Origin of the sequence: Legionella sheltonii, assembly GCF_026191355.1 — a bacterium.
Lineage (GTDB): Bacteria > Pseudomonadota > Gammaproteobacteria > Legionellales > Legionellaceae > Legionella > Legionella sheltonii.
This window is the reverse complement of the sequence record NZ_JAPHOQ010000012.1, coordinates 96,147-110,464: the sequence shown is the minus strand read 5'-3', so window position 1 is coordinate 110,464 and position 14,318 is coordinate 96,147. Positions and strand designations below refer to the sequence as shown.

Below are 14,318 nucleotides of genomic sequence, written 5' to 3'. Positions count from 1 at the left end.
AAATAATTGCTCTACACCGTCAACCCAAGCGTAACGCAGAGATGACTTGGTAACAGAATAAAATCAATGAGATTAATGATAAAAATGACTAATCCCTCTTATTAGTTATCCTAAATAAATAATGTTTCGCCAAAGAATTGACAGGGTCAATTTTAGGGTGAAGAAAATCCCCCTGTTCATCTCGAATCATTCCAAGCTTTTCCATAACGCGTTGGGAACGTAAATTATCTGGTACTGTAAAGGCAACAATTTCTTTTAAATTTAAAACATTAAAAGCGTAATTCAAAACAACTTTGGCTCCTTCAGTTGCATAACCCCTACCCCAAAAAGAAAATGCCAAACGCCATCCGATTTCTACACAAGGTGTAAAATGTGCTTCCCAAACTGGACTGTTTAAACCAATAAACCCCATGAATTGGTGTGTACTTTTTTCTTCTACAGCCCATAAAGTATAATGAGCTTCAGCCAGTTGAGTATCCATTCGTTGTATAAACGATGTCACCATATCCATAGTCCATAGATTGGGCATGAACTCCATCACTTTAGGATCTTGATTCATAGAAAAAAATGGAGCGATATCCTCATCGCTCCACGCTCTTAATAATAGCCTGGGTGTCTCAATAGTGTTCATGGCAAATAAATTGTACCTTGTAGATAAAGATGACTCGTTCCATAAAGAAAAACACGCCCTTCTCTAACCTCGCATTGCAGTTTGCCCTGACGATTACTTCCTTGCATCGCTTTGATATGTGATTTACCCAGTTGCTCGCACCAATATGGTGCAATAACGCAATGCGCAGAACCCGTCACAGGATCTTCTGGAACATTGCATCCAGGATAAAAACAGCGTGAATAGACATCAGTATTTTTACCTGGGGCAGTTAAAATTAAACCTCTATAATCCAAACGGGCTACAGCATCCAAATCAGGATCAGCATCTCTCACGTCGCTTTCATTTTCATAAACAAACATTAAATCAAACTGACTTTTAAGGACTTTCTGAGGCTTTTTTAAATTTAACAGTTGCAGCGCAGGAGAAAGTTCAATTGGATGATAGGGTAATGCTGGAAAATCCATCATTAATCCATCACCATGTTTGCCTACAATCAGCCTCCCACTCTTGCAATTAAATTTTATTTCTTCACCCTTAAATCCTAATTGATTAAAAATAACATGCGCCGTAGCAAGCGTAGCATGGCCACATAATGCAACTTCTTCATTGGGCGTGAACCATCTTATATAAAATCCATCTTCTTCAGGAACAAAAAAAGCAGTTTCTGATAAATTATTTTCTGTAGCAATTTTTTGCATTTCATTTTCTGTGAGCCAATTATCTAAAGGACAAACTGCTGCTGGATTACCTTCAAAAAGAGTAGATGCAAATGCATCCACTTGATACATAGGTAAATTTTTCATACATACCTCTATAACGATGATTCAAAAACAAGAACGGTATATATGAAGATCTTTGTAGGAAATTCAAGAGTATTGATAGAGTTTCTTTTAGATTATTTTTTAGAGTGAATTTTTAGACAATAACAATTCATGATTAGTTTACTACATCCTTAGATTATACGTTCAGGCTCAGTAAAAGACTTCGCCAGAACAATAATTCTTAGACTGCAGCTATAACCAAAATTTAATTGCATGAAAAGCAAACCCAGGTCGCAGGAAACCTTTAGCCCAGGTTAAACTTAACACGCAGCGATAGCTGAGAATATTTTATTCGTTACTTTACTTATTCAGTAATAATGGTAACGTCTTGTGCCTTCAACCCTTTGGGTCCTTTATCAAGCACAAAGGAAACTGGATCATTTTCATGAAGAGTTTTAAATCCAACACCTTGGATATCTTTATAATGAACAAAAATGTCATCGCCATTTTCATTAATAATAAATCCAAATCCTTTTTTCTCATTGAACCATTTTACATGGCCCGTTTCTCTTTGCGACATTAGCTATCCCCTTTGTCTTAAGCTTTACTATCCAACTATTACAGATGTTTATTTTCAGTGTAAAAAATATTCATGATTAAAACACTGAGTTATAATAAACATTTACTCATGTAGGAAATAATTCACTACATATAGATTAGCATAGCAGTTTTTTATTGATTGTTAAGGATTTTTTAAAAAAAATCGCGATCTTTAAATTTTTTTTCTCTACTGGAACTACATAATGAATCAGATGAAATCAGCTTTTATAAAATTAGCACTTGATTGCCAAGTATTAAAATTTGGGGAATTTATTTTAAAGTCAGGTCGGATCAGTCCTTACTTTTTTAATGCAGGATTATTTTATCAAGGGAACGCTTTACGGCAATTAGGACAATTTTATGCAAAGACGCTAACCGAGCAAAAGGCTCGATTTGACCATTTATTTGGACCTGCCTATAAAGGGTTACCTCTTGCTACTGCTACCGCGATAGCCTTAGCAGAATTAGGCAAAGAAACTACCGTTACTTTTAACCGTAAAGAGGTAAAAGATCATGGTGAAGGAGGTCAATTAATTGGTGCTCCATTAACTGGAAGAACGATTATTGTTGATGATGTCATTACTGCTGGTACTGCGTTTAGAGAGTCTCAAATTTTAATTAAAGAAAATGGAGGGCAATTAACTGGAGTTATCATAGCACTCGATCGCTGCGAACGAGGAGTATCTGAAAACTCAGCATTGGCTGAAATTAAAGCTCAAGGTATTGACGTTTATTCCATAATCACCTTATTTGATTTAATCGACTACTTAAAAAGTGTCAATCAAAACGAGCAGGTTAAAAAGCTTGAGGATTATCAAGCGCTTTATGGTGTTAGCCTATAAAATTTTGCGCATCTACCAAAATATGACACCTCTTTGCGATAACCTGAGTGGCGCACAGCAAGATTGGTTTGCCCTTCTCCTCATTAGGTAAGAAGGTGTCCATTAGGCGGATATGGGTATTCATTTCTGATTACCCGCCCCCAGGGCGCTCAAATATAGGGTCAAGACCCAACCAACATCTGTTAGTCTATAAATTTAGTTCACCAACATTACATTAATTTGGGTAGCCTGGATTCAGTGCAGCCCCCCGTCATCGCTTGGGGGTGATGATGATGGCCAAAACCCCTCTCCGTTGCGCTGCTTACAGGCTAAGTTCCTCAAAGATATAATTCTTGTCATCATTTTTTATTGACAGTATTAAAAATAGGCATTATCATCGAGTTAATGTTCTACTACATTAATACATTAACATGAAAACACATACTACGATAAATCATTCTGCTCTCCCTGATTTAATGCATGCCCTCAGCTTGCTCGAGAATAAAGAAGAAGCGTTGCAGTTTTTTACTGACCTCTGCACCCCAGCAGAATTGGAAGCAATGGCCGATCGTTGGCAGGTCGTTCCTTTATTGCGACAAGGTATCCCCTATCGCACCATTCATGAACAAACGGGGGTCAGTGTAACCACAATAACCCGTGTGGCGCGCTGTTTAAGTTTTGGTACAGGCGGTTATGAATTAATCGCGAAGAGATTGGAGTCATCGTGAAAAATCGTTTACGTTTAGCCTTGCAGAAAAAGGGGCGGTTATCTGAAGAATCTTTAAGTCTTTTACAGAGATGTGGTTTAAAATTTCGTATCAAACCGAATAGCTTGCTCACCCATGTTGATAATTTTCCTATTGATTTACTTTTTGTACGTGATGATGACATACCCACCTTAGTATTCGATGGCCTATGTGATGGCGGCATCGTGGGTGAAAATGTCTTATTTGAAGCAGCTCTTGCGAATCCAACCAAATCATACAAAATTTCAGCCGCATTAGGCACATGTACTTGCCGTTTATCTATAGCTGTCCCTGAATCCACTGATTATCAAGGTCCTGGGAGTTTAGATGGTAAGCGAATTGCTACCAGATATCCAAATTTGCTGAACCAATATTTACGGAATAAAAAGATATGTGCAGAAAGCCTTGTATTATCAGGCTCTATTGAAGTTGCTCCACGCATGGGTATGGCCGATGCGATTTGTGACCTGGTTTCAAGCGGTCAAACATTGGAAGATAACAAGCTCTATGAAGTTGATACCGTGCTTTCAAGCCAAGCGGTATTGATCCAAAGTGATGAGAAGCCTTCCTGCATCTTTCAAGACTTGTTTGACATGCTCTCGCGAAGAATTCAATCCGTACAACAAGCACAAGAAAGAAAATACATTGTTTTTCATGCCCCAAAATCAGCCCTCGAAGCAATTGCAGAAAAACTACCTGGCGCTGAGTCTCCCACCATTCTGCCTTTACCCGGAAATATGAATAAAGTGGCCGTTCATGTTGTTTCTAGTGAACGTGTATTTTGGAACACTTTAGAAACCATTCAAACCCTCGGTGCCAGTTCTATATTGGTGTTACCTATAGAAAAAATGTTGGAGTAATATGATGTTATCGATTAAAAATTGGCAATCCCTCTCGCAGGCTGAAAAAAAACACTATCTTACTCGTCCCTTGCAAGCATCTTCCGCAAAAGACAAAGTGCAAGAGATTATTAAACAGGTCCGAACCTTTGGAGATGATGCATTATTTGCATTCACAGAACAGTTTGATGGCGCTCGTTTGGAAAGCCTGCAAATTCCCAAACAGAAAATTGAGAATTCGTGCATCAGTAAGAAATCACTGGCTGCCATCACTGAAGCCATAAAGACAATTACTCTCTATCACCAAGCTCTTTTACCAGAAAACAAAAAAATTTGTACTGCTAATGGTGTGACAATTTACACCACCTATAGACCAATTCAGCATGTTGGTCTGTATATACCTGGTGGTAATAATACGCCGTTAGTTTCTTCATTATTAATGCAAGCTGTACCTGCACTCGTAGCAGGATGTCCTATAAAAATATTATGCACTCCACCCGATGCATCAGGTTCAATTAATGAGCACCTTCTTGTAGCAGCACGTTTATGTGGCATAGATACTATTTATACCCTTGGGGGGGCACAAGCCATCGCAGCTATGGCTTATGGCACAGAAACAGTTGCAAAAGTAGACAAAATTTTTGGGCCAGGTAATCGTTATGTTACAGAAGCCAAAACACTAGTTGCCGCAGATCCATATGGTGCCGCTATAGATATGCCCGCCGGACCATCCGAAGTCATGATTAGTGCTGACAATCAAGCAAATCCAGCATTTATTGCTGCTGATTTGCTTGCGCAAGCAGAGCATGGTATCGATTCCCAAGTCATTTTGGTTTGTGACACGCTTCAATGTGCAGAACAAGTGAACCAACAACTGCAAGTTCAATTCAGTGCTTTGTCAAGAACACAAATAATTAAGCAATCCATGACAAACAGCATGATTATTGTCTGCGCAGAAAAAGCAGAACAATTAAACATTATTAACTCCTATGCTCCAGAGCATTTGATTCTCAATCGAAAAGATGCCGAATCGTGGATAGAGGAAATCAATTCGGTAGGAACTATATTTCTAGGTCCCTGGGCTGCCGAAACACTTGGTGATTACGTGACCGGATCAAACCATGTTCTACCAACCTATGGTTTTGCCAGAAATCATAATGGCCTGAGTACCCTCGATTTTTTAACTTGTTTTAACGTGCAATCGATTAGCACCGAGGGAATTAGGGAGTTAGGGTCCTCGGCAATTGCACTAGCACAGATTGAAGGTTTGGATGCCCATGCCAAAGCGGTGGAAATCAGACTTGCTTCGTTGGAGAAATAAATGTCCGTACTTAACTTAATACGCTCTGAATTGTTAAACAAAGAACCCTATGTTCTTGGCGATGCTCCAATAAAATACCGATTACACGCAAACGAGCTTCCTTGGTCTGCATTAAGTACGGATATCGACTTAAATTTTTATCCAGAAAAAGGGTTACAAGACCAGCTGCAAGAGCAATTAGCAAAACGCTATCAAGTTGATGTAAATCAAATGGTACTGACTCGAGGCTCAGATGATGGCATTGATTTAATCAGTCGTTTATTTTTAAGTGCAGGCCAAGACGCCTGCATGCAATTTCCACCTACCTTTTCCATGTATTCCTTTTATGCATCATTACAAGATGCCCAGCTGATCGAGTGTCCGTTAGACCCTCTGTGTCAGTTTAAAATCACGCTAGAAGACATTGGCAAGAGTTGGCAAAAAAATTGTAAAATTATCTTTTTATGTAATCCAAATAATCCAACTGCTCATCGAGTCGATCTGGATTTTATCGCACAGCTTTGTGCCGAGTACAAAAATCGCTGCGTCATCGTGGTTGATGAGGCATATATCGAATTTACTGAGGCACAAAGTGCCACTCGTTTAATTCCTGAATACGATAACTTAATTGTTTTGCGTACCTTGTCGAAAGCCTATGGTCTTGCCAACCTTCGTTTGGGCATTATATTGGCACAAGAACAGCTAATCCAAACCTTTAATAAAATTATGCCTCCCTTTCCACTTTCAAGTGTTGTAATTGATTTAGCACTACGCGCATTGGAAAATTCTGATTGGTTTTTAGAAGCAATTAAGAGGATTAGAAATTCGCGAACAAAATTAATCCAGAAATTACAATTTTGCCCAGTCATTGAGAAAGTATATCCAACAGAAACGAATTTTATTCTTATTAAAACAAAACATACAACCCAATTAGTCTCTTGGCTTATCAAAGAAGGCATGGTGATCAAAAGTTTTTCACCTCAATCATCTTTGCACGATCATTTACGAATCACTGTAGGTGATGAGCCACAGAATCAGCTGTTGCTGAATGCTCTATCTTCTTTTCAAAATAATGGCTTAGGATATTAAAATGCAAAAAATCTTATTTATTGATCGTGATGGGACCTTAATCGAAGAACCTTTTGATTTTCAAGTGGACTCATTGGATAAAATTAAGCTCACTCCCTATGTTATTCCCGCATTACTGCGACTACAAAATGAAGGTTTCCGCTTGGTGATAGTGAGCAATCAAAATGGTCTAGGTACCCCTGCTTTTCCGGAAGATGATTTTATGATTTGTCATGAATTTACTCTGGATCTTTTCTCTTCACAGGGCATATTTTTTGATGAAATTTTTATTTGTCCCCACATGCCCGAAGACAATTGTTTCTGCCGGAAACCTAAAACAGGATTGGTGGATCAATTTTTTAAAGAAAAAACAATTGATCATTCCTGTTCATGGGTTATTGGTGACAGAGAGACTGATCGACAATTAGCTGACAATTTAGGTATCAAATTCTTGCCAGTGTCTAAAGAACATGGATGGGATCAAATTACACAAACAATTCTTAATCACAAACGAAGCGCCGTGATTCAAAGAAAGACAAAAGAAACCGAGATTAAATTGAACCTAACATTGGATGTCGATCAAAGTAGTCCAATCAATACACCATTGCCTTTTTTTAACCACATGCTGGAGCAGGTAGCCAAACATGGTGGATTTAATCTTGAATTGTATGCCAATGGCGACATCGAAGTGGATGATCACCATTTAATCGAAGATACAGCAATTGCTTTAGGTGAAGGACTAAAAAAAGCGCTTGGTGATAAATGGGGCATTAACCGTTATGGCTTTACTTTACCGATGGATGAAGCTTTAGCCACTATAGCTATAGATATAAGTGGTAGAAGTTTTTGCGACTTTAAGGGCCAATTTACTCGTGAATTTGTTGGCGGCATGGCAACTGAAATGGTTCCTCATTTCTTTAATTCCTTAGCCGCTGCCCTCGGTGCAACCATCCATGTCGAAGTTAAAGGTCAAAATCACCACCACATGATTGAAGCGTGCTTCAAGTCTTTAGGGAGAGCACTAGGCCAAGCCTGTCTGCAAACAAATAACGCCCTTCCATCAACCAAGGGGCTGTTATGATTGCTGTTATTGATGTCAGTGGCACCAATCTAACCTCTTTAGGTAATGCATTAAAGAGATTAGGATTTAATTATCAATTAACCCATGATCCAAAGGAAATTTGTAATGCAAGCCATGTGATTTTACCAGGAGTAGGTACGGCAGCTTTTGGCATGAGTGCCCTACGCCAATATGATTTGATTGATGTGGTTACCTCACTGGAACAACCACTGCTTGGTATTTGTCTGGGTATGCAATTATTGTTCGAATACAGTGAGGAAAACGATATACACTGTCTAGGTATGCTTTCAGGAAAAGTACGTCGTTTGCAACAACAGGATGGGTATCCCGTGCCTCACATGGGCTGGAATCAGTTGCAATGGTGCACTGAGTCCTTTTTAAAACAAGGACTAAAAGAACAGGATTATGTATATTTCGTTCATAGCTACGCCCTTGGTGAGAGTGAGTATGCTTTGGCATATTGTGAATACGGTCAACCATTCACGGCAATAATTCAAAAAAATAATATTTGGGGTATGCAATTTCATCCAGAAAAATCTGCAGAAGCGGGCATGACTCTACTCAATAATTTTTGTAACCATTAGACTTTTTTTGAGTACTCGCTACAGAGGAGAAATTCGAGAAGACACGGGGTACTGAACCGGAGTGTACAATAAGTACATGAGGATTCGAGCATCGTATCGACCAAGCAATTCACCTCTGTAGTAGAGTTTCCGAGGAAGTGATTAACATATGGAGGCTTTATGATCCTTATCCCTGCAATTGACATCCAAGCGGGTCGATGTGTGCGTTTACGGCAAGGACAATTTGATCAAGTCACTCAGTTCGATACACTGCCTATTGAACGTGCCACCTATTTCGCTCAATTAGGGGCCAAACGTTTGCATGTAGTTGATTTGGATGGTGCACAAACCGGAACGATGCAACAACTCGCTTTAATCCGTGCCATGCAAAACACAGGAATCCCCGTACAAGCAGGTGGTGGAATACGCTCTTTAGAACAAGCCGTATTATGTTTTTCATCGGGAATTTCTAATCTAGTTATAGGCAGTATTGCCATAAGCAATCCTGAACTGACCGTGCAAATTATTAACGTAATAAATCCCCAACACATTATACTAGCCTTAGATGTGCACATGCATGATGGAATTCCTATACCTGCTATTCATGGTTGGCAAACTACCACCGCCCATAATCTATGGGATGTTGTTTCCTTTTACCAACGATTAGGTATTAAACAAATACTCTGTACGGATATCGCTTGTGATGGAATGATGCAAGGACCGAATTTTGAACTTTATAAAGAGGCCGTCTTACTTTTTCCACAAATTGAATGGCAAGCTTCGGGAGGTATCAGGAATGCTGAGGATATCGATCAATTAGATGCATTAGGAGTGAGTGCTGCGATTCTTGGACTGACACTTTACCAAGGCGGCTTTGACCTGGCCGCCACATTATCTCGAGCCTAGCAAGGGATGACGGTAAGAAGGCTCGGGGCCCGTTGCGCTAAACTCATGCTGCTTTATTTATGATTTATGTAGGTGAAATTATGTTAACCAAACGAATTATTCCATGCCTGGATGTCCGTGATAATCAAGTGGTCAAAGGAATTAAATTTCGCGATCATCGCATTGTTGGGAATATCCTTGAGCTTGCAGCTGAGTATTCTGCAGCCGGTGCAGATGAGCTTGTATTTTATGATATTACTGCAAGCTCGGAGCAACGCTCGGTTTGTCCCGATTGGGTGAACCAAGTAGCTGGAACAATTAATATTCCATTCACCGTAGCTGGTGGAATTCGTTCTCTTAATCAGGCAAAATCCGTATTAAATTCTGGGGCCGATAAAATATCCATTAATAGCCCTGCATTGGAAAAGCCTGACTTAATTAATGAATTAAGTCGAAATTTTGGAAGCCAATGCGTTGTCATAGGAATTGATAGTCAATGGATAGATGATGATTATTATGTCTATCAATATACAGGTGATGAAAAAAAAACCCTTAACTCCAAACGAAAAACCAAAGAATGGATTAAGGAAGTACAAGATCGAGGAGCAGGAGAAATTGTATTAAATTGTATGCAATCAGATGGGGTACGCAACGGCTATGATTTATACCAATTAAAAATGATGCGCCCCTTGTGTCAGGTACCATTAATTGCATCAGGAGGAGCCGGGGCGCTGAATGATTTTACTCAAGTATTTCTCGAGTCTCGAGTAGATGGTGCTTTAGCTGCCAGCATTTTTCATGACAAAATTTTGACAATAAACGAAATAAAATTAGCACTAATAAAACAAAATATTGAGGTACGATTATGATTCACATGGAAATTAATTCTTTAGATTGGAAAAAAATGAATGGTTTATTACCAGCGATTATCCAAAATGCAGAAAACGGTACTGTGCTAATGTTAGGTTATATGAACCAAGAGGCTCTAATCGCTACACTCACCACCGGCCAATTAAATCTGTACAGTCGAAGTCGAAAACGCTTATGGCGTAAAGGAGAAAGTTCCGGTAATAGCATGTCCATACAACATATCAGTGTTGATTGTGACAGTGACAGCCTCTTAATTCAGGTGTTACCCAAAGGACCAGCCTGTCATTTAGGCTACACCAGTTGTTTTCAACCGACACATAATACCAATTTAGGATTTATAGATGATTTAATTGAACTGATTAATGAACGTGCAGACTCCAAAAATGAAAACAGTTATACCGCACAATTATTAGATTCCGGACTCTCTCGATGCGCCCAAAAAGTAGGTGAAGAAGCAGTAGAAACCGTGATTGCGGCTGTAAATAACAATCGGGAAGAACTGGTAAATGAATGCGCTGACTTAATTTTTCATTTATTTGTTTTATTAAAAGCATGTGAATTAAGTTTTTATGATGTATTGCAGTGTTTGCGTGACAGAGACCGAAGCGTTCATACTTAGCCTAAGTAGCCTATCTCGTCATCCCGAGCATACTAAGGGATGACGACACAATTCACGGGTTACGACTAAGCCATAATCCAAACTACAAATTCTATCAAACTACGGCCAAAAGGATGGCTGTCAGATAATTCCCTTCTGGAAATGAAGTTAAAGTCGGATGACAACTTGCTGGACCATAAACACCCAAAATACGGGCTTGTTTCCCAACCGCTCCAGCTTGGGCACCGACCAAAGAACAAAATTCCTGAGATGAAAGTGCTGAAGAACAATTACATGTCATTAATAATGAACCTGCTTTCATATATTTAAATACTTCACGGTGCAAAAATCGATAATAATTTTTAGCCCGTTCCACATGTTGTTTTGATGGAACCAATTTAGGAGGATCGAGAATAACGAGATCATAATCTCCTGCTTTTGTTAAGTAGTCACGCGCATCTGCCTCAATAAACTCAATCTGAGTCACTCCATTTAACGCAGCATTTTTCTTTGCTTGCGCGATTGCCTGAGCAGAACTATCCACCGCGGTGACTTTTGAGGCTCCAGAGCGAGCAGCATGTAAGGCAAAACCGCCACTGTAACAGTAAAGATCTAATACGTTCTTTCCTTTTGATAATTGAGCAATACGCTGATGATTCTCCCTTTGATCAAGAAACAAGCCTGTTTTTTGTGCTTGAGCAAATTCAACCTCATAAACAACCCCAGCCTCAAGAACTTTTGTATCATAATGGTTCTCTTGCACAGTAATTTGTTTCCATCCATCTTGTCCTAATGGCTTACTTTGTGGCATCCAAACAATCTGATCTGCTGGAAATAAATTTTGCAAAGCGTGCATGATTACTTCCCGATTGAGTTCAACCCAATACGCAGAGCTCGCAACGACACAAATCTGATTAAAACGATCAATTGTTAATCCGGAAAGACCATCTGCTTCACTATTAAACAAACGATAAGCAGTAGTTTCTTCATTAGGCAGATTTAAACATTCTCTGACCTGTTTTGCCTGCATTAGACGATGTGCAATCAAGGAATGTAAATTGCTTTTATCTATGGATTCATTTGCAAGGGCTAATACTCTGACTCTATAGAGAGAATGCTCATTATAAACACCGAAACCAATAAGCTCGTCATCTGCATTGTAAATATCAACCAAATGTCCTGTTACTAATTTTCCATGAGTTTTAGCAATGGCCTTGGGGAATATCCATGGATGACCGCGTAACACTGTATTTTGTTTTGCCTTAAGCAAAATAACTTTTGCATTCATTTTTCTATTTCCCAAAGAACAAAAATCGGCTAATCTACACAAAGAACGATAGACCTGCAATAGTTCATAAATTTTAGGGTCTGTTTATAATTCGCTAGATTGAGTCTAAATGGCGTTATTTTAGAGCACCGTAGCCTGCTCCTACGCCATCCCGAGCGCCGCCAGGGATCTCCTATCGTAATATCGTGCTACATCGTGGAGATCCCTCGCTGTGCCGGGAAACGAGTGGGTAGTAAAATTGTAAACAGCCTCCTGTAAAGCTTAAAAGCAGTACCCGCTCAACTTAACTAAAAATAAGAATTAGGGACAGTGATGCCACAGACTATAAAAAAACGTTTTATCCCCCTTTTTACGACCTATGTTCTAACAATTAACACATTTTGGTAATCGATATGGAAAATACGCAAAAATTCTCTTATGGACTCACTCTAGGAGCATTAGGAGTTGTGTTTGGTGACATAGGTACCAGTCCATTATATGCCTTAAAAGTCACGCTGGATAATCTCCCTATCACTCAATCCAATATTATGGGAGTACTTTCACTTATTTTCTGGTGTTTGATTATTATCATCTCATTCAAATACTTAATTATGATTTTTCGAGCAGATAATGATGGAGAAGGAGGAATTCTTGCCCTTTTGGCACTAATGAAGCATAAAAGCACTCGGTATGTCCCCTTATTTTATATTATTGCAATTTTTGGTGCAGGATTACTCTTAGGTGATGGCATGCTGACGCCTGCCATATCTGTAGTCAGTGCCGTAGAAGGTCTTAGTACTCTTTCAGACTCATTTACACCCTATATTTTGCCCATTGCCGGAGTAATTCTGATCTTACTTTTCTTGTTGCAAGCAAGAGGAACAGGAAGTATAGGAAATCTATTTGGTCCATTTATACTGCTCTGGTTTATAACAATCGCTGTGCTCGGAATAATACAAATAGTAAAAGCACCAATAGTGCTGACAGCCATCAATCCTTACCATGCTTTTGCATTGATACACGATACAGGATTTAAAGGATATTTATTATTAGGAGGAATTTTTCTAGTAGTTACAGGCGGGGAAGCACTTTATGCCGATATCGGGCACTTTGGAAAAAATCCTATTCGTGCCAGTTGGTTTGCAGTTGTTCTTCCCTGCTTAATCTTAAATTACTTTGGCCAAGGAGCCAACTTACTCTTACACCCCCAAGCGATTGGCAATCCTTTTTATATGATTGCACCCCAATGGTTTTATATTCCATTAATCATTCTTGCGACTATTGCAACAGTAATTGCTTCGCAAGCTGTTATTTCAGCTACATTTTCTTTAACAAAACAAGCCGTTTTGCTTGGTCTATGTCCTCGTATCCCCATAGTACAAACATCCAAGGAATTTTCTGGACAAATTTATGTCCCTCAAATTAATTTTATTCTGTTCATTGGGACAATCACTTTTTGTGTTGCCTTTAAAACATCAGATAATTTAGCTCATGCATATGGAATTGCCGTAAATGCATACATGCTGTTGATTGATGCAATGGTTGCTTATGCTGCAATATCGATTTGGAAATGGTCAAAATTTAAAGTCACACTGATATTCGGATTATTTCTCACCATAGACTTTGCATTTCTCGGATCCAATTTACATAAGTTTTTGACCGGAGGCTGGGTCCCGGTTACCTTTGCTTTACTGATAGCAACCATTATGTACACCTGGAAATTTGGCTTGGAATATTTGCGTGAAAATTATTACATGAATAAAGATGATATTTCCAAGATTATTCGGCAATTGGAATACAAAAGCTTGAATCAGCTTACTGATTTGACCGCCATTTTTATTACGGATGTTTATGATAAAAGTGGAGGAAGCTTCCTTCACTTCCTCAAGTTAAGCCGCGCAGTTCCAGAACGAGTCCTTATTGTTAACTATATTGTGGACAACATTCCTTATGTCCATTACAGCCAACGTTATGAAATTACCTGCTTGCATGAGAAGATCTTTAATCTCACCTTACATTATGGATTCATGGAAACGATTTCAATACCCAGGGCCCTAGAACGAGCTTCTAACAAGAATCTCTTCCCATTCAAGCTCAATGTTGATCGCGCTACTTATATGGTGGAAATTCCAAATATTACTGCATCAAAATCAAAAAAATCATTAACCTTCTATTGGCAAGAAAAATTATTTGCTTTTTTAATACGTAATTATTCAGCCAATTTAAATATCGACTTTTATAAACTACCATACAACAGAACAATGGCCATCGGTACCTATTATATTATGTAATCTCAGGAGTTTTTT

At 38.9% G+C, this 14,318-nt stretch carries 15 protein-coding genes; 11 read left to right on the top strand and 4 right to left on the bottom strand.

The window, feature by feature from the left end:
• Positions 1-88: 88 nt before the first annotated feature.
• The 3 genes from OQJ26_RS14410 to OQJ26_RS14400 form a co-directional block, all read right to left on the bottom strand.
• Positions 89-631, bottom strand: coding sequence for a GNAT family N-acetyltransferase (locus OQJ26_RS14410; RefSeq protein WP_265704428.1), 543 nt, complete (start codon positions 629-631; stop codon positions 89-91).
• Positions 628-1,416: a PhzF family phenazine biosynthesis protein gene (locus tag OQJ26_RS14405; protein WP_265704427.1), complete on the bottom strand. Its 789-nt coding sequence runs from the start codon at positions 1,414-1,416 to the stop codon at positions 628-630. Before OQJ26_RS14405 ends, OQJ26_RS14410 begins: the two co-directional genes overlap by 4 nt.
• 322 nt (positions 1,417-1,738) lie before the next feature.
• Positions 1,739-1,954 carry a cold-shock protein gene (locus OQJ26_RS14400; RefSeq protein ID WP_003631957.1) on the bottom strand — a complete coding sequence of 72 codons (216 nt, stop codon included), beginning with the start codon at positions 1,952-1,954 and terminating at the stop codon, positions 1,739-1,741.
• Between the two features lie 223 nt (positions 1,955-2,177).
• Between OQJ26_RS14400 and pyrE the strand changes: the two genes are divergently transcribed.
• From pyrE to hisIE, 10 genes are all read left to right on the top strand, one after another.
• The gene (pyrE, locus tag OQJ26_RS14395; protein ID WP_265704426.1) at positions 2,178-2,816 is read left to right on the top strand and encodes an orotate phosphoribosyltransferase; all 639 of its coding nucleotides are present in this window, start codon (positions 2,178-2,180) and stop codon (positions 2,814-2,816) included.
• Positions 2,817-3,226: 410 nt separating this feature from the next.
• Positions 3,227-3,523, top strand: a complete 297-nt coding sequence (locus OQJ26_RS14390) for a YerC/YecD family TrpR-related protein (protein WP_265704425.1) — start codon at positions 3,227-3,229, stop codon at positions 3,521-3,523.
• Positions 3,520-4,401 (top strand): ATP phosphoribosyltransferase, encoded by an 882-nt coding sequence (hisG, locus tag OQJ26_RS14385; RefSeq protein WP_265704424.1) that lies wholly within the window; start codon positions 3,520-3,522, stop codon positions 4,399-4,401. Before OQJ26_RS14390 ends, hisG begins: the two co-directional genes overlap by 4 nt.
• Positions 4,402-4,405: 4 nt before the next feature.
• Positions 4,406-5,701, top strand: a complete 1,296-nt coding sequence (gene hisD, locus OQJ26_RS14380) for a histidinol dehydrogenase (protein ID WP_265704461.1) — start codon at positions 4,406-4,408, stop codon at positions 5,699-5,701.
• Complete coding sequence (gene hisC / locus OQJ26_RS14375) at positions 5,702-6,769, top strand: histidinol-phosphate transaminase (RefSeq protein WP_265704423.1); 1,068 nt, start codon at positions 5,702-5,704, stop codon at positions 6,767-6,769. It abuts the gene before it with no gap.
• A 1-nt stretch (position 6,770) separates the two neighbouring features.
• Complete coding sequence (hisB, locus tag OQJ26_RS14370) at positions 6,771-7,829, top strand: bifunctional histidinol-phosphatase/imidazoleglycerol-phosphate dehydratase HisB (RefSeq protein ID WP_265704422.1); 1,059 nt, start codon at positions 6,771-6,773, stop codon at positions 7,827-7,829.
• Positions 7,826-8,413 carry an imidazole glycerol phosphate synthase subunit HisH gene (hisH, locus tag OQJ26_RS14365; RefSeq protein WP_265704421.1) on the top strand — a complete coding sequence of 196 codons (588 nt, stop codon included), beginning with the start codon at positions 7,826-7,828 and terminating at the stop codon, positions 8,411-8,413. Before hisB ends, hisH begins: the two co-directional genes overlap by 4 nt.
• A gap of 159 nt (positions 8,414-8,572) precedes the next feature.
• Positions 8,573-9,298 (top strand): 1-(5-phosphoribosyl)-5-[(5-phosphoribosylamino)methylideneamino] imidazole-4-carboxamide isomerase, encoded by a 726-nt coding sequence (locus OQJ26_RS14360; protein ID WP_265704420.1) that lies wholly within the window; start codon positions 8,573-8,575, stop codon positions 9,296-9,298.
• A gap of 80 nt (positions 9,299-9,378) precedes the next feature.
• A complete protein-coding gene (gene hisF, locus OQJ26_RS14355) occupies positions 9,379-10,146 on the top strand; it encodes an imidazole glycerol phosphate synthase subunit HisF (RefSeq protein WP_265704419.1) in 768 nt (255 codons plus the stop codon).
• Positions 10,143-10,766: a bifunctional phosphoribosyl-AMP cyclohydrolase/phosphoribosyl-ATP diphosphatase HisIE gene (gene hisIE, locus OQJ26_RS14350; protein WP_265704418.1), complete on the top strand. Its 624-nt coding sequence runs from the start codon at positions 10,143-10,145 to the stop codon at positions 10,764-10,766. Before hisF ends, hisIE begins: the two co-directional genes overlap by 4 nt.
• A 94-nt stretch (positions 10,767-10,860) precedes the next feature.
• Here hisIE and OQJ26_RS14345 read toward each other — a convergent pair whose 3' ends face one another.
• The gene (locus tag OQJ26_RS14345; protein WP_265704417.1) at positions 10,861-12,033 is read right to left on the bottom strand and encodes a class I SAM-dependent rRNA methyltransferase; all 1,173 of its coding nucleotides are present in this window, start codon (positions 12,031-12,033) and stop codon (positions 10,861-10,863) included.
• Between the two features lie 392 nt (positions 12,034-12,425).
• On the opposite strand from OQJ26_RS14345, the gene OQJ26_RS14340 reads away from it, so the two are divergent.
• Positions 12,426-14,303 (top strand): potassium transporter Kup, encoded by a 1,878-nt coding sequence (locus tag OQJ26_RS14340; RefSeq protein ID WP_265704416.1) that lies wholly within the window; start codon positions 12,426-12,428, stop codon positions 14,301-14,303.
• Positions 14,304-14,318: the final 15 nt, after the last annotated feature.